The organism is Microbacterium sp. P5_B6 (genome assembly GCF_056400345.1).
On sequence record NZ_JBFULL010000017.1, the window covers coordinates 1 to 15,263 of the forward strand.

The 15,263-nt window shown below is 67.7% G+C and carries 14 protein-coding genes; 3 read left to right on the forward strand and 11 right to left on the reverse strand.

Going from position 1 to position 15,263, the window contains the following annotated elements; genetic code table 11:
• Nucleotides 1–32: 32 nt before the first annotated feature.
• From AC1DP3_RS16115 to AC1DP3_RS16135, 5 genes are read right to left on the reverse strand one after another with little or no spacing between them, the layout of a single operon-like run.
• Complete coding sequence (locus AC1DP3_RS16115; protein ID WP_477295025.1) at nucleotides 33–1,403, reverse strand: MFS transporter; 1,371 nt, start codon at nucleotides 1,401–1,403, stop codon at nucleotides 33–35.
• Between the two features lie 54 nt (nucleotides 1,404–1,457).
• Entirely contained in the window at nucleotides 1,458–3,251 is a 1,794-nt protein-coding gene (uidA, locus tag AC1DP3_RS16120; protein WP_477295027.1) for a beta-glucuronidase, read from the reverse strand.
• A gap of 26 nt (nucleotides 3,252–3,277) precedes the next feature.
• Nucleotides 3,278–4,099, reverse strand: coding sequence for an SDR family NAD(P)-dependent oxidoreductase (locus AC1DP3_RS16125; protein ID WP_477295029.1), 822 nt, complete (start codon nucleotides 4,097–4,099; stop codon nucleotides 3,278–3,280).
• Entirely contained in the window at nucleotides 4,096–5,340 is a 1,245-nt protein-coding gene (locus tag AC1DP3_RS16130; RefSeq protein WP_477295031.1) for a glycoside hydrolase family 1 protein, read from the reverse strand. Before AC1DP3_RS16130 ends, AC1DP3_RS16125 begins: the two co-directional genes overlap by 4 nt.
• Before the next feature lie 55 nt (nucleotides 5,341–5,395).
• Nucleotides 5,396–8,077 (reverse strand): family 78 glycoside hydrolase catalytic domain, encoded by a 2,682-nt coding sequence (locus AC1DP3_RS16135; RefSeq protein ID WP_477295032.1) that lies wholly within the window; start codon nucleotides 8,075–8,077, stop codon nucleotides 5,396–5,398.
• Nucleotides 8,078–8,264: 187 nt separating this feature from the next.
• On the opposite strand from AC1DP3_RS16135, the gene AC1DP3_RS16140 reads away from it, so the two are divergent.
• Nucleotides 8,265–8,894: a TetR/AcrR family transcriptional regulator gene (locus tag AC1DP3_RS16140; RefSeq protein WP_477295034.1), complete on the forward strand. Its 630-nt coding sequence runs from the start codon at nucleotides 8,265–8,267 to the stop codon at nucleotides 8,892–8,894.
• Nucleotides 8,895–8,942: 48 nt separating this feature from the next.
• Here AC1DP3_RS16140 and AC1DP3_RS16145 read toward each other — a convergent pair whose 3' ends face one another.
• Entirely contained in the window at nucleotides 8,943–9,587 is a 645-nt protein-coding gene (locus AC1DP3_RS16145; protein ID WP_477295036.1) for a response regulator transcription factor, read from the reverse strand.
• 158 nt (nucleotides 9,588–9,745) lie between these two features.
• Here AC1DP3_RS16145 and AC1DP3_RS16150 point away from each other — a divergent pair, with 158 nt between their 5' ends.
• A complete protein-coding gene (locus tag AC1DP3_RS16150) occupies nucleotides 9,746–10,072 on the forward strand; it encodes a DUF7882 family protein (protein WP_477295038.1) in 327 nt (108 codons plus the stop codon).
• Between the two features lie 7 nt (nucleotides 10,073–10,079).
• On the opposite strand, the gene uidA (AC1DP3_RS16155) is transcribed toward AC1DP3_RS16150, so the two are convergent.
• The 4 genes from uidA (AC1DP3_RS16155) to AC1DP3_RS16170 all read right to left on the reverse strand — a co-directional run bounded on the left by uidA (AC1DP3_RS16155) (nucleotide 10,080) and on the right by AC1DP3_RS16170 (nucleotide 13,446).
• Nucleotides 10,080–11,852 (reverse strand): beta-glucuronidase, encoded by a 1,773-nt coding sequence (uidA, locus tag AC1DP3_RS16155; protein ID WP_477295039.1) that lies wholly within the window; start codon nucleotides 11,850–11,852, stop codon nucleotides 10,080–10,082.
• 118 nt (nucleotides 11,853–11,970) lie between these two features.
• Complete coding sequence (locus AC1DP3_RS16160; protein WP_477295041.1) at nucleotides 11,971–12,249, reverse strand: hypothetical protein; 279 nt, start codon at nucleotides 12,247–12,249, stop codon at nucleotides 11,971–11,973.
• Nucleotides 12,250–12,379: 130 nt separating this feature from the next.
• A complete protein-coding gene (locus AC1DP3_RS16165) occupies nucleotides 12,380–12,949 on the reverse strand; it encodes an alpha-ketoglutarate-dependent dioxygenase AlkB (protein ID WP_477295042.1) in 570 nt (189 codons plus the stop codon).
• A gap of 26 nt (nucleotides 12,950–12,975) precedes the next feature.
• Complete coding sequence (locus AC1DP3_RS16170; RefSeq protein WP_477295044.1) at nucleotides 12,976–13,446, reverse strand: DUF4383 domain-containing protein; 471 nt, start codon at nucleotides 13,444–13,446, stop codon at nucleotides 12,976–12,978.
• 173 nt (nucleotides 13,447–13,619) lie between these two features.
• Between AC1DP3_RS16170 and AC1DP3_RS16175 the strand changes: the two genes are divergently transcribed.
• Nucleotides 13,620–14,372, forward strand: a complete 753-nt coding sequence (locus tag AC1DP3_RS16175; RefSeq protein ID WP_477295046.1) for a GNAT family N-acetyltransferase — start codon at nucleotides 13,620–13,622, stop codon at nucleotides 14,370–14,372.
• Nucleotides 14,373–14,444: 72 nt separating this feature from the next.
• Here AC1DP3_RS16175 and AC1DP3_RS16180 read toward each other — a convergent pair whose 3' ends face one another.
• Complete coding sequence (locus AC1DP3_RS16180; protein WP_477295048.1) at nucleotides 14,445–15,080, reverse strand: TetR/AcrR family transcriptional regulator; 636 nt, start codon at nucleotides 15,078–15,080, stop codon at nucleotides 14,445–14,447.
• Between the last annotated feature and the right edge of the window lie 183 nt (nucleotides 15,081–15,263).

Below are 15,263 nucleotides of genomic sequence, written 5' to 3' on the forward strand. Positions count from 1 at the left end.
GGTGGCGGACGATCCCGCCACCCGACCCGGAGTCAGCGAACCGACTTGACCTTGACCATGATCAGCGCCGCACCCACGAGGGCCAGGGCGCCGCCGATGAGGTACAGCAGCGTGTAGTTCTTGACCCCGTCTGCCGCGCCGATCGTGATGACGGCCGCGGCCAGGATGGGAGCGAACGCGCTCGGAATCTTCTGCGCGAACTGGACGACCGCCATGTAGCGCCCGGCTTCGGAACGGTCAGGCAGGATGGCCATCACGATCGCCTGGTCGACGGCGCCGAAGGCGGCGAGCGCGAGGTTCATGAGCACCGCACCGACGACGAGGTTGGGAATCGAGTAGGCGGTCGCCTCGACCACGGCGCCGACGGCGAACAGTGCGGCGCCGATCCCGACGAAGAGCTTGCGGCGGCCGAGCTTGTCGGAGAGCCATCCTCCGCCGATCGCGCCGACGACCGCCGCGACGATGCCGAGGAGTCCGATGATCGCGACGAGGCCGGCGATCTCGGAGATCGGGAGCCCGAGTCGCTGCGAGTAGAAGAACGTACCGAACGCGGTGTTGAAGTAGAGCCCGACGAAGAAGATGAACCGGCCCAGCCAGTTCCAGCCGAACTCGGGGTACTTCCGGGGGTTGAACACGAAGGCGCCGAAGACCTTCTTGAGCGAGATCTTGTCGCTCGGCAGGTCCATGTGGCGGGAATCGGCATCCTTCCCGAAGAACACGAAGAACAGCGCCAGGATCGTGCCGACGATGCCGGGCAGCACGAAGACCAGGAACTGGCTGACATTGACGACGGCGTAGACCACGCCGATGCCCATGATGGCGGCGACCTGCGCGGCGACACCGGTCAGGGCCGACACCTTGCCGCGCTGCGCGTCCGGCAGCTGGTCGGCCTGGATGAACAGCACCGTTGCGGCGGCGTTCGCCCAGCCGAGCATGCCGATCGTCCAGCCGAGGATCATGACGGGAACGTTCGGGGAGACGCCGATGATGGCGAGCCCGATCATGCCGACCACGATCCCGCCGATGATGAAGGGCTTGCGTCGTCCGAGGCGACTGCGGGTGCGGTCGCTCCAGATGCCGATCAGCGGCGACGAGAGGATGAAGACCGTCTGGGCGATGCCGGTCGCGTATCCGAGGATCTCCTCGTGGCCCGGCGCGAGCTGCTGGATGCGCAGCGCGAGCGAGTACGTCAGCGGAACGATGAAGGCCATCGCGGCGCCGAAGTTCAGCAGGACGAGCCACAGGATGAAKCGCTTGGTCACGGGCTCGGTGGGACCGTCGACGGTCGCGACCGTCGTGGTCAGGGGACCGGCCGCGGGGCCGGCCGTCATAGGCCTGCCGGTCGCGGCAGCGAGGGTGATGCGTTCCGCCTCATCCGCGGTCAGGTCGTCATCGGTGTTCATTGTGGACTCCTTCGTCAATTGTGATGGTCGGATACTCGTCGTGCGGGGGTGTTGTCAGTCGGTGGTGCCGGGCTTGCGTCCCTCGAGCCCGCGCCACCGCTCCCGGAGGGCGTGGGCTGCGGCCTTGGGCTTGCGATCCCGGGTGAAGACGCCCTTCTTGTTGCCTTCGACGCGGTGGATGCCGTTCGAGGTGGCGAAGTCGGCGAAGTTCCAGACCTGCTCGCCGACGAACTGGGGGAAGCGGTCGAAGACCCGGTGGTTCATCGCGAGGTAGTCGCGCTGATACTCCTCGGTCCAGGCGGCATCCCAGATGGAGTGCACGCCCGGCTGGGTGTCGGCGCCGTACTCGGTCATCATGATCGGCTTGCCGGTGCGTTCGATCCATCCCTGGATGTCGCCCTGGAGGTACAGCTCGGCAAGGGCGAGGTCAGCCGTGGCGATGTACCAGCCGTAGTAGCGGTTCATGCTCACCACGTCGAACAGGTCGATCAGCTTGTCGTTCTGGAAGGTGGCGAACATCACGAGCGAGTAGGTGACGGGCCGCGTCGGGTCGAGCTCCCGGGTGAGCCGGACGAGCGGCTCGAAGTACTCGAAGGCTCCGTCTTCGTTGGAGGCGGGCTCGTTCGCGATACACCACATGACGACACAGGGGTGGTTCTTGTCGCGGGCGATCAGCTCGCGCAGATGCTGGGAGTGCGCGGCCTGGGTGTTGGCATTGGCGTACTGGTCGGAGAAGGTCGGAAAGGGCGGGGTGCCCGACATCCCGCCGACGACCCCCATGTTCAGCCCCACGGCCGCCGTCTCGTCGATCACCACGATGCCGTGACGATCCGCGAACTCGAGGACCTCCTCGGCGTAGGGATAGTGCGAGGTGCGGAAGGAGTTGGCGCCGATCCAGTCCATGAGCTGGAAGTCGTGGACCATGAACGCGTCGTCATGGCCCTTTCCGCGCACAGGGGCGTCTTCGTGCTTGCCGAAGCCGGTGAAGTAGAACGGCTCTCCGTTGATGAGGAACTCGTGGCCGCGCACCTCGACGGTGCGAACGCCGACCGGGATCGAATAGCTGTCGACGACCTCGTCGCCCGCGACGAGGTCGACCGTCATGTCGTAGAGGTAAGCGGCACCCGGACGCCACAGGACGACGTCGGCCACGCTCACGCTGCCCGACGCACCCGTGGCCTCGGTGACGAGGGTGCCGGACGCATCGGTCAGCCGCACCCGCACCTCACTCGCACCCGAGCTGGCCACCTCGTACTGGATGCGCCCCGTTGATCCCTCGAAGTCGGTGACCACCGTCACGTCGGTCACGTGCAGCTTCGGGGTGCTGTAGAGCCACACCGAGCGGGCGAGGCCGGCGTAGTTGTAGAAGTCGTGGAAATAGGTCTGCCGACGGCGCCCGTCCATGCCGACCTCGATCTTGCCGGGAGGGACCGTCTCGTTCGTGAGGTCGCCGCTCACGGCCACCGTCAGGCGGAAGGACTCTCCCGCCGCGACGAGGTCGGTGAGGTCCACATCGAAGGGGGTGTAGCCGCCGACGTGCTCGCCGACGAGGCGATCGTCGACGTACACGCGCGCCGCGTGGGTCGCCGCGTCGAACCTCAGCAGKACGCGGTCGGCCCCCCACCCCCGCGGCACGCGCACCTCGCGTTGGTAGTACACCCAGCCGACATGATCACGCACCTCGGGGTCGGCGAAGAGGTCGTTGTAACTGGCGGGCACGGCCGCCTCGAGCGGCGTCTCGAGACGCGCCAGCCACGGCTGTTCGGGCAGCCGGGTGTCGATCGCGAATCGCCACACGCCATCGAGGTTGACGAGTTCGCGGGTAGGGGTGGATCTGGGCTTCAGCATCGGTGTCTCCGGGCGTCTTCAGTGGGCTAGATGGTCTGTCCGGCGTCGGCGAGGAGCACGCTGCCGGTCATGATCATCGACATGTCGCTGGCGCAGAACAGCACGACCCGGGCGATGTCGTCCGGGGTGCCGAGGCGGCCGATCAGGCTCTGGTTCATGACCGGGAGCGCGGCAGGATCGACTCCGGCGGCATCCATCGCGGCCGCCGCGGCGGCCATGTTGCCTTCGGTGGGCACGAACGTCGGGGCGACGCCGAGGACCCGGATGCCGAGCGGGGCGAATTCGAGCGCCATCTGCTTCGTCATGCCGCGGACCGCATGCTTCGAGCCGACGTAGGCCGAGAGCCCCGGCGCGGTCCCCGCGAACCCGGCGGTGGAGACGATGTTGACGATGACCCCGGAGCCGGATTCCGCCATCCGGCGCGCAGCCTCGCGGGACCCGTTGAAGACTCCCCGGGTGTTGACGGCGAAGACCTGCTCCCACGCGTCGTCTGCGGTGTCGAGCACCGGGATGCTGGGGAAGACGCCGGCGTTGTTCACCCAGATGTCGAGGCCGCCCAGGTCTTCGACGACCGCGTCGGTGGCAGCCCGGACGGATGCGGCATCCGTGACGTCCATGCGCACACCGACCACTCGGCCTCCGACACGATCCGCGATTTCGGATGCCGCCCGGAGGACGAGCGCCTCATCGATGTCGGCGACGGCGACCGAGGCGCCGGCTTCCGCCAGCCGGGAGGCGATCGCCTTCCCCAGCCCGCGGCCACCCCCGGTGACGAGTGCGCGACGCCCTGCGAGTGAGAGGAGGTCGCGGACGGGTGCGGCGGAGAGATCCGCGAAGGGGTAGCTCACGCCGGCACCCCCGCGGGGAGGGCGTTGTGCTGCGCGACCTGGCCGAGCCACGCGAGGCTCGGCTTGGGGGTGCGCTGGAACGTTTCGCGGTCAATGGCGATGAGGCCGAAGGTCGGCTCCCAGTGGCCCCACTCGAAGTTGTCCAGCAGCGACCAGTGGAGATAGCCGCGCACGTCGATGCCGTCGGCGATCGTGCCGAGCAGGCCCTGCAGGGCTTCGTCCGTGTAGCGGATGCGCTGCGTGTCGTCGGCGGTGGCGATGCCGTTCTCGGTGATGAGGATCGGAACGCCCTGGGTCACCTCGGTCGCGTGCCGCACCGCCATCGCGAGCGAGTCGGGCCGGAAGGTGGTGCCGACCAGCGTGTTGTCGGGAAGCTGCGGGTGCGGGACGAGCCCGTTCGCGTCGACCTGCTGGCTCGAGTACGCCTGGACGCCGGCCCAGTCGTCGCCGCGGCTGCCTTCCCAGAAGATGTCCTCCTTGCCGTAGCGGATCTCGAGGAGCTTCTCCTCGCCGCCGGGAGCTGCGGTCAGGGCACCGGCGGCGATCGTCCAGCCGACCTTCGCGTCGGTGTGCTTTCGCACGATGTCTCGCGCGGCGTGGTGGATCTCGACGAAGGCACGGCTGATTGCGGGATCGGCGTAGGCCAGGAAGTTGTTGCGGGCCGCCTGCGCCCGCTCTTCGTCGCTGACGTACTCGCCCTCGACGGTGGGGCTCTGCCACTGCCCGCCGGACTGCTCCATCCGCGCCATCGCGGTCATGATCGCCGCCTGCATGTTCGGCTCGTTCATCGTGGCGACCCACTCGACGCCGTCGAGGATCGTGCAGGCCTGCTCGACGTACCGCGAGAAGAGCTCCTTCGCGTCGGCTCCCGACCATCCGCCTGCCTCGGCGAACCACTGCGGCGTCGTGAAGTGCTGCAGGGTGACGACGGGCGTGACTCCGCGATCGAGGCACGCGTCGATGACCCGGCGGTAGTGCGCGAGCTCGGCGCGGGAGAACCGCCCGCGGATGGGCTCGATGCGCGCCCACTCCAGGCTGAATCGATAGGCGGTGAGGCCGGCATCCGCCAGCAGCTGGATGTCCTCGGCATAGCGGTGGTAGCTGTCGCAGGCGTCGCCGGAGAGTTCCATCCCGGGCATGAGCTGCTCGCGGGCCCACCAGTCGCTGTTGACGTTGTTGCCCTCGATCTGGTGCCCGGCGGTCGCCGCGCCCCACAGGAAGTGCTCGGGGAAAGTGGTCATCTTCGGTCCTTTCGGTGGAATTGGTCTGTCGGGGTGGCTGCGGAACGGCCGGTGGTCAGATGGCTGGCGCGAACGCAGGCGCCGACGTCGGCAGCGGTCGCCGCCCGTGGAAGGTGCCGGGGCCGGCGGTGAGCGCCGTTCCGTCGGGAAAGACGATGCGGGCGGATGTCGCTGCCGGCAGCTCCGCGGAGATGAGAAGCTCGCCGTCCTGCACGCGCCACTCCACGCGGATGGTCCCCTGCGGGCTCTCGTGGAAGCCGCGGGCCCAGTTGAGGGACGCACCCGGGACCGGTTGGATCACCACGGATTCCCACGCCACCGAACCCGGCTGCTGCCGGAGACCCAGCGTGTGGGTGTGCAGGAAGCGGATGACCGCCCCCTTGCTGTAGTGGTTGAGCGACTCGTGGGCGAGACCGAACTCGTCGATGCCCTCCCAGTCCTCCCAGATCGTCGTCGCGCCGCGATCGATCATGTTGAGCCATGAGGGCGCGGTGCGCTGGAAGAGGAGCTCGTAGGCGACGTCGGCGTGGCCGGTGTCGGCGAGCACGGGCAGAAGGTCGCCGGTGGAGAGGAAGCCCGTCCGCAGGTGGGTGTCGGCGGACCGGATCAATTCGACGAGGCGCCTGGCGGCGGCATCCCGCAGCTGTTCCGGCACCAGGCCGAACGACAGCGCGCGGACGTACGCGGCCTGCGTGTCGGCGACCGTGGTTCCGTCGGCGTGCAGGTAGGCGGCCTGCCACGCGGCCCGGATCTGCTCCGCGATGCCCGCATACCTGCTGGCGTCATCGTCGTGGCCCAGGACCGAGGCGATCCGCGAGAGCGTCTCGGTCGAGCGGTAGAGGAAGGCGGTGCCCACCTCGCCCTTGTCGGCCATGAACCACGCCATCGGATTGTGTTTGATGGGATCGATCGGCGAGCCGTCTGCGGCTCGCTCCTTCGGCTCGGTCCACTCCCCCCAGTGGAAGGTGCCGTCCCAGAGGTACTGCTCGAAGGGCTCCGGCCGCGGGCTGCGCGCGGCACGCCCGTGATGGCGCTCGCTGCGCGCCTTCTCGAGGGCCCACTCGACCCACCGGACCATTGCCTGCCAGTTCTCGGCGAGGATCTGCGTGTCGCCGTAGGACTCGTAGAGCTCCCACGGCACGGCCACGATCGCGTCGCCCCAGCCCGCGGACCCGGTCATCATCGCGAACTGGTCGTCCAGGTGGTGCTTGATGCGCCGGCCGTCGGGAGAGAAGTTGGCGATGCGCCCGTCGTCGAGCTGATCGTCGCGGACGGACCGCAGCCACTTCCGGCTGAAGCCAAGCACGTCGTAGAGCCGGGTCGCCGTCGGCGCGAAGATCTGGTAATCGCCGGTCCAGGCCAGACGCTCCCGCGTGGGGCAGTCGGTGGGGACGTCGACGGCGTTGCCGCGGAAGCTCCACTCGGCGATCGCGTGCAGCCGGTTCAGGTCGTCGTCGCTGCACGCGAAGGCCCCCGTGCGGGGCAGGTCGGTGTGGACGATCTGCATCGTGACGCCGGAGGGGTCGAGCGGGGCATCCTGGCGGGTGACCCGCGCGTACTGGAAGCCGTGGATCGTGTGGCGCGGCTCGAAGACCTCACCGAGAGGACCCGCGACGACCTCGTCGTGCTGCACGAAGACGACCGGCGGTTGGCCCGCACGCTCGGCGTCCAGATGAGACGTGGTGAGGTCCCCGTCGGCGCCGACGTGCTCGCCGTAGTCGATCGTGGTGCGCGTCCCCTCCGGGCCGAGGTCGGCGAGCCGAAGCCACCCCGAGGCGTTCTGCCCGAAATCGAGCACCCAGACACCCTCGTCGACTTCGCGGATCGACTGCGCGGCCCGGGTCTCGATGACCCGGACGGGCGGCGAGGGCGACCAGTCGGCGTCCGGAGCGTCGACCGCGCCGACGAGCACGGGCATCCTGTCGGTGGCAGCGGGACGGAAGTCGACCGTCTGGCCGTCCATCAGGTCGGCGCGCACGGTCGTGGATCGTCCGCTCGTCCAGTTCTCGCCGCTGCGGATGATCCGGCGAGTGCCGTCGGCGTTCTCGACGTGCAGCTCCGCGCGGACGCCGAGGGTCGCGCCCCAGGCTGCAGGCATGCGGAACGCGCCCACCTGCCCGCGGTACCAGCCGTCGGACAGCTCGAACTCCAGCCGGTTCATCCCCGGATGGAGCAGCTCGGTGACGTCACACGCCTGCGTGTAGAGCGTGCGGTCGTAGGAGGTCGACCCGGGCGTCAGTTCGACGGTTCCGACGCGCTCGCCGTTGACGGCTGCCGTGTAGACGCCGAGCGCGGTGGCGTAGAGCCGCGCCGAACGGGCACCCTCGGGCAGCTCGAATTCTGTGGCGAGGAGGTGTGCGGGTCGTCGGCCGTGCCCGGCGTCGGCCGGCTCGACGGGCGAGACCCAGGATGCCGTCCAGTCCTCGGCGAGCAGACCGGCCTCGAAAGAGGCCCAGTCCGACCAGTCGGACCTCGCCTCGCCGGCGAGGGTGCGGACACGCCACTGCACCCGCTGCCCGCTGTGCAGTTCTGCCCACGGCCACGCGACGAAGCGGTGGCTCGTCGAGAGTCGGGGCAGCGGAGCCGCCGGGAGCCCGTCGATGCGCGCCTCGATCTCGTGCCGGACCTCGCCCTGCGCCTCCGGTGAGAACTTCCACGACAGCCGCGGTGCTGCGCCGGTGACGGTGAACTGGTCGCCGCCGTGGTCGACGGTCAAAGCGAAGGGACTCTTCAGCACCGTGACTCCTTCATCGTGGGGGGCGGCATCCGGGGCGAGCCCAGAATCCTGGCCTGCGACCGCAGGATCAAAAGTGACCACCATGGTTACGTTTGTCCTACTGTAACCACAGTGGTTACACTTGGCAAGCCGAGATGCACGTTGCTGTACCGTCAGCTAGACCGCACGAGGAGAGACAGGACCGACCGTGACCGCAGCCACCGCGAACCTCCCGCAGAGCCCGGCCGCCTCGCGCCGGACGCGGGGACCGTCCGCGTCGACACCGGCTCGGCGAGCTGAGATCATCCGCGCCGCGTCGGCGAGCATCGCCGAGCACGGCTACGAGCGTGCGTCGCTCCGCGACATCGCGGCGCGCGCGAATGTCACGCACGCGGCCCTGCTCCGCCACTTCGCGAGCAAGGACGCCTTGCTCCTTGCCGCTCTCGCTCAGCGCGATGAAGACGACGAGGAGCTCGCGCGCCGGATCATCAGCTCGAAAGTGCCCTCGGAGCAGGTGCTCAGCACCGTGCTGCGGGAAGAGTTCACCCACCCCGAGCAGCAGCGCAACTGGCTCGCGATCGCGGTGGCCGCCACCAACCCGGAGCATCCGGCCCACGACTTCTTCATCGGACGCCGCAAGCGCCTACGCGCGTATCTCTCGAGCGGACGGCTGGGGACGGCTCACGACAGTGAGGAGCTCACCGCGGACGAGAAGGTCACCATGGTCATGGCGATGGTTGACGGCCTGCGAATCCAGGCGCTGCTCGACCCGTCCCTCGAGACGCTCCCACTGCTCGAGACCTTCATGCGGCTCATCGCCACGCCCGGCGAGTCCTGACTGAGGTCCTCTGCAGCGGGACTTCGGCGAGACGAGCGCGGCAGGAACTCAGGGCCCTCCCTGCCAGTGCTCGATGCGATGCGTGTCGGGGGCGAAGCCATGGCTGATGCCGTAGAGCACCGCCTCGACGCGGTTCGACGCGTCGATCTTGCCGTAGACCGAACGGATATAGGACTTGACGGTGTTCGGGCTGAGGTGCGTCAGCCCGGCGATGTCGGCGTTACTCTTGCCCTGCGTGATCAGGGCGAGGATCTCTGACTCCCGGTCGGTGATCCCCTCCTGCCGCCCGGGCCAATCCAGCCCCAGAGCGCTGGCCGCGCGGCCCCGAGACGGGCTGATCACGATCTCGCCGGCGTTCACCGCTTCGATCGCCGCGACGAGCTCCGCAGCGGGGAGGGTCTTCGACAGGTAGCCGTGCACGCCGAGCCGGCGAGCGGCGTCGATGAGCTCCGGCTGCAGGTTCCAGGTGTACACGACGACGTGGCGGGCGCGCGGGCTCCGCAGCAGCTCCGCGATCTGGTCCTGGTCGGATTCCGGCTGCGCGAACGTGTCATAGAGGACGACGTCGACGACGTCCTTCACATCGGTGTTCGCGTCGATCTCGGCGACCACCACGCGATCCCGGTATTCATCGAACAGGTGCGCCACACCCTTGAGCACGACGTCATAGTCGTCGACCAACGCCACGGTCACCGGACGGCCTGACGCTGATGTCATCACGCTTCAGCTTTTCACCCTCAGGGGTGTGCCGCCACACCCTGAGGGGTGGTTCATTGGTCAAATCGCATCGCACAACGGTGTGCGGTGCGCCAGATCCCGACAGCGCGGTACCGACACAGCAGGAGGCCCCGGTGGGCAAGTTCATCTACGGTACAGGCGTCGCCAACTCGTTCGAGGTCGACGACCGGACACTGGCCCACCTGCGTGTGGTCATCATGAACAAGCTCCGACGCTCGGAGTCGTTCATGTTCAACCTCGCCATGGGTGACGCGAGCGGACAGCGCAGCTTCTGGCTGAGCCCCGCCGTGCCGATCCAGTTCCACTTCTTCGGCGGTCGGGCTCCCCGACTCAACCGCGACTGGGTCGAGGAGCTGATGTCGGCCGCGAACGGGCCCAACGGACTCGACATCGTCCCCGAGCCCGCCGAGCGGGCGATCCAGATGGCGTCAGCCTCCTAGCCGGCCGTCACCCCTCGGCACCCTTCCACCGCGCACGGAGCGTGTGGGCGGCAGCCTTGGGGCGACGATCACGGGTGAAGACGCCCTTCTTGTTGCCGTCCACCCGGATGATCCCGGCCGAGGTCTGAAAGTCGGCGAAGTTCCAGACGTGCTCCCCCACGACCGCATCGATGCTGTCGAAGACGGCGTGATAGGCATCCAGGAAGTCGCTCTGGTATTCCTCGCTCCAGGGCTGGGCCAGCACGGAGTGCAAGCCCGAGACCGTGTCGGCGCCGTACTCGGTCATGATGATCGGCTTGTCGTAGGTGCGAGCCCAGTCGCGCAGCTCCTCTTCGAGGGAACGGGCGGCTGACTTCAGATCGCCGGTATTCGTGTACCAGCCGTAGTAGCGATTCAGGCTCAGAACGTCGAAGAGGTCGGCGATGCGGTCCTTCGCGACCGTCGCCCGCATCTCGTTCGCGTAGGTCAGCGGGCGGCTGGGATCCAGTTCGCGCGCGAGCCGCACGAGCGGCTCGACGTACGGCCGGCTGCCCTCTTCGGTCGAGTCAGGCTCGTTCAGGAGACACCACATGACGACGGACGGATGATTCCTGTCACGGGCGATGAGCTCCCGGATGGACTGGGCGTGGGCTTCTCGCGTGCGGTCGTTGAACATCTCGGGAGTGAAGGACAGCTGTCCCCCGCCGCCGAAGACTCCTCCGCCCAGCCCGAGGTTCATGCCGACCGCGGGAGTCTCGTCGATGACGACGATGCCGTGGCGGTCCGCGTACTCGAGGACCTCCTCGGCATACGGATAGTGCGCGGTGCGGAACGAGTTGGCGCCGATCCACTTCATGAGCGCGAAGTCGTGGACCATGAGGGCGTTGTCGTGGCCCTTGCCGCGAATCGCCGAGTCCTCGTGCTTTCCGAATCCCCGGAACGAGAACGGCTCGCCGTTGATGAGGAACTTCGCACCTTCGACCCGCACCGAGCGGATCCCGACGGGCAGCTCGTAGCGATCCAGCAGCGCACCGTCATCGTCCACGAGGTCGACGCGGAGAGTGTGGAGGTAGCCCTGGCCGGGGCGCCACAGCTGCGCCTCGGGCACCTCAAGCCGTGCCGCAGCGCCCTGAGCGGATGCGACGGTCGTCCCGGCCGCATCCAGGAGCGTCAATCGCACGGCACCTCCGGTCGCCACGACCCGGATATCCGCGATGCCGGTCCTGCCGTCGACATCGGTGACGACAGTGATGTCCTGTACATGCGTCTTCGGCGTCGAGGCGAGCCAGACCGATCGGGCGAGCCCGGCGTAGTTGTAGAAGTCATGTCGATAGGTCTGTCGACGGATGCCGTCGGCCCCGGTCACCACGGTGCCCGGCGGAACGGTCTCGTTCGTGAGCTCGTTGTTCACGCCGATGGTGATGAGCACCTCGGCGCCGGCCTCGGCGATGTCTGAGATGTCGGCCTCGAACGGCAGGTATCCGCCGACGTGGTGGGCCACCTGCGTTCCGTTCACATACGCGACGCCCTCGTGCGTGGCCGCGTCGACGCGGAGGACGATCCGCTCGCCGGCCCATCCCCGCGGCACTCGAGCGGTGCGCTGATACCAGACCCATCCCACGTGGTCGTGCACCTGCTGGTCGGCAAGAACATCGTTGTAGCTGGACGGCACCGGGATCTCCGCCGACGTAGGCAGCGGCCCCGACCATGGCTCGTGGAGTTCCTCACGGTCGAGGCAGAAGTTCCAAAGCCCGTCGAGGCTCATGAGTTCACGGGTTTCGCTGGGGCGGGGTTTCAGCATGTGCGTCCGTCCAATCGCTTCGGTCTGGCCGACATTGGCAACCGATTGCCACCCAGCATAGCGGACGACGCTTGGCCGTGCGCCTGGACGGGATCGTCCACCGGCGCTGCCGCCGAGCTCAGCTGAGCGATTCGTTCAGCGCACTGTAGGCCTCGCGCAGCGATCCGAATGTCGAGAGGGGACGACGCGTGTGGATCCACATCACCTCGACACGATCGTCGACGCACTTGACATAGGCGATGACGCACCGAGCGTCATCGGCGGGGACGCGCGTGTCGCGTGCACACCAGGCGCCATTGCCCAACCACGTGAGTTCCGCCCTGTGTTCGCGTGAGCGCTGGGCGGGTTTGGTCATCTTGGGGGTAGGGCCTGCCGGACGGGGAATGAGAGAAGTCATGGTGCCGAACTCTGCTGTGCTGGGTCTCAGGGGTGCATGGCGGCGAGGCGATCTCAGGGTGCACGCTCGCCCGCGGAAACGGTGAGGGGCTTGACAGCGAAAAGACAGCATCCCGAAGAGTGAAGAAGGCTCAACCGCGGCCCGAGGCCAGCTGGCGGAAAGTCACCGACCACCGGTCGGCGGGGACGCCGGGTATCGAATGCTGCCACGCCCACCGAGCGGCGCCCGTGAGCGCGTAGGCCGACCGCGGCGCAAGCGGCTGCTCGAAGACGCGCCGATCGCCCTGAGCCGCGGTGCGCTGAAACCGCATCACGCACGCGGAACCGAGGGAGATGCCGACGACAACCGGACCGAAGGCGAGCAGTTCCTTGTGCCAGCTGATCGTCGCCCCGGACGGGTAGAAGGAGACGAGCGCCTCGACGAAGCTGTCCGGCTCGACGTTGCTGAACCCGGCTGCCAGCGATCGGAGTCCGAACAGGTAGTCCGGTATGGGCTCGACCTCGACCGTGCTGCGAGTGTCGAAGTCGTAGCCGATACCGAAATGACGGGTGAGCCGGCGCGACGGCATCCCGTGCATGACGAGCGGCGTCACCTCGATTGCCGCGAACCTCTCGAGGAGTCGGGTCTCATCGGCGACCGTGATCAGGTCTTCGCAATACGAAAGACCCGGCGGCCGCTCGATGAGACCCCGCATCGCCATGGGCGGGCGACGTTCTCCTCGCGAGCCTACGAAGCTCGGTCGCTGGCGGTTGTGCGCGCGACTCGGTCGCGGTCCACGAGCAGACCCAGCGCGATCATGCCGATTCCCAGCACGAGGTGCAGCCAGTTGTCGGCGCTGTTCACGGGCACGAAGTTCGCGTCCGGAGCGTTCACCGCGAAGAGCCCGAAGATGAAGAGGAGCAGGTAGACCACGCCTCCCCAGATCAGGTACTGGCGCGATGCTCGAGCACGGGCCGCGACGGCCACGCCCGCGAGTCCGAACAGGAGGTGGACGATGTTGTGCAGGATCGAGACCTGGAACACGCCGAACAGCATGGCCTGGGAGTCCGCTCCTGCGGCATCCATCTCCTCCATCGGATGCGTGATCCCGGGGATGAAGCCGGCGATCCCGACGATCAGGAAGACGATGCCGACGATGAGAGCCGTCTTCTGGATGGCGGTCTCGGCGTATCGGGACGTGCGGGTGGTGTCAGTCACGGTGAATCCTTTCGACGTCGTGGACCGCGACGGTAACGACTGGCGAGTGGATCGTCGGAGGGGCTTGACAGCCGGCGCAGTGGTCTTGGTGAGACATGCGACGCGGTTCCGGACGGAATCGGTTCGTGCGAATATCGAATGCCGATGACGCCACCTCGAGGGAGTGCACTGACATGTGGATCGAGTGCTTCGAGAACGACGGACGCTTCGAGGGCGACGACAGGGAGCCGCTCGTAGAGAAGCTGCTCACACACGTGCGAGCGGCACACGACGTGCCGTATCCCGACGAAGAGCTTCGGCTGTGGGCGCAGAACTTCGCGGATGCCTCGGTGCGCGAGGACGGCCCGCTCGAGCGGCTTCCGTCGATCGGATCGGTCGAAGTGCACCCGGTCACGGAGGAGCGCATCGAGGACTGGCTGCGGTTCTTCGACCGTGACGCCTTCCCCGACAACCCCGATTGGGGATCCTGCTACTGCCTGCATCCTCATACCGGCGACGCTCCCGAGCGGCCATGGCGGGATGTGCGCGCAGAGATGGTCGAGCGGCTTCGAGCAGGAGCGACCCTCGGCTACCTCGCCTACGTCGACGGCCGCCCGGCGGGCTGGGTCAACGCGTCACTCCGATCGACGTACGGCAAGTACAGCGACGTCGATCCCGACGGTCCCGCGCCTGACACGGTCGTGGGGGTGTCCTGCTTCATCATCGCCCCGCCTTACCGGCGGCACGGCGTGTCATCGGCGCTCCTCGATCGCGTCGTCGACGACGCCGCGGCGCGAGGGGTGCAATTCGTCGAGGGATACCCGCGCCGAGAGGATTCCCGCGAGGACGCCCCGTCGTTCCTCGGACCTCGGCCGATGTTCGATGCCCGCGGCTTCACACCCGCTGAGGAGCACGACCGCTACACGGTCGTCCGGCGTTCCGTCTGATCGGAGACATTCCTCAGGAGCCGTCCGCGTAACCAGCCACCGGGGCGCAGGCGCACCTCAAGGAATGTCCACTCACTCCGCAAGCTGTGACGGCCGCGGGTCCAGTACCGACGAGACGATCGCCTCGATTCCGAACTCGGTCGCACCCGCCAGATCGACAGCCTTCGGTTCGAGAAGCCACTGCACCTGGAGGCCGTCCATCAGGGCGAGGATGCTGGCCGAGGCGTCGGCGATGGTCGCCGGGGCGCTCACACCCCGCTCTTCGCACACCACCTGGAACGCGTGGGCGATCTCGGCGCGGAGCTGTCGGTAGCGCGCCTCGAAGAACGCCCGAGCAGGATGGTTGTCGGTGACGGACTCGGCCGAGAGCACGACGAACGTCTGCACGATGCCGGCGCGCTGCGCGTTGAGGATCGCTGTCCGCACCAGGTGCCGGAACAGCGGCATCCCGTCGGGGATGTGCTGCTCCTCGAGATCGGCGACATCCGTCTCGTCGCGGTAGCGGAGCACCTCCAGGAGGAGCTGATCCTTCGACCCGAAGTGGTGGAGGATGCCGGCGTGAGTCATCCCGACCTGGTCGGCGATGTCGACGAGGGTGCCGTTCGCGTAGCCCTTGCTCCCGAAGATCTCCACCGCCGCATCGAGGATCTCGCGCCGCCGGGCGAGGGTTTCTGGCCGCGAACGCGGCTGCCGACGCAGAGTCGCCATCGGTGGCATCCCTCCTGATTAATGCTGACGATCGGGCCTTGCCGACAGCGAGTGAGAGTCTACGCACGGCCGGGCCGCATCCTGTTCACCGGGTCGGTTGCGTAGTTACTAACTTGATTGTAAGTTAATCCAGCAATCACCACTCGACGCCGTCGTCGACCACGCGGAACACGATGTCGTGCA

Bases quoted from the DNA above. Each gene is read 5' to 3' on its own strand.
- AC1DP3_RS16130 (WP_477295031.1), bottom strand. From the start codon at position 5,340: ATGACCACTTTCCCCGAGCACTTCCTGTGGGGCGCGGCGACCGCCGGG.
- uidA (WP_477295039.1), bottom strand. From the start codon at position 11,852: ATGCTGAAACCCCGCCCCAGCGAAACCCGTGAACTCATGAGCCTCGAC.
- AC1DP3_RS16160 (WP_477295041.1), bottom strand. From the start codon at position 12,249: ATGACTTCTCTCATTCCCCGTCCGGCAGGCCCTACCCCCAAGATGACC.
- AC1DP3_RS16165 (WP_477295042.1), bottom strand. From the start codon at position 12,949: ATGGCGATGCGGGGTCTCATCGAGCGGCCGCCGGGTCTTTCGTATTGC.
- AC1DP3_RS16175 (WP_477295046.1), top strand. From the start codon at position 13,620: ATGTGGATCGAGTGCTTCGAGAACGACGGACGCTTCGAGGGCGACGAC.
- AC1DP3_RS16180 (WP_477295048.1), bottom strand. From the start codon at position 15,080: ATGGCGACTCTGCGTCGGCAGCCGCGTTCGCGGCCAGAAACCCTCGCC.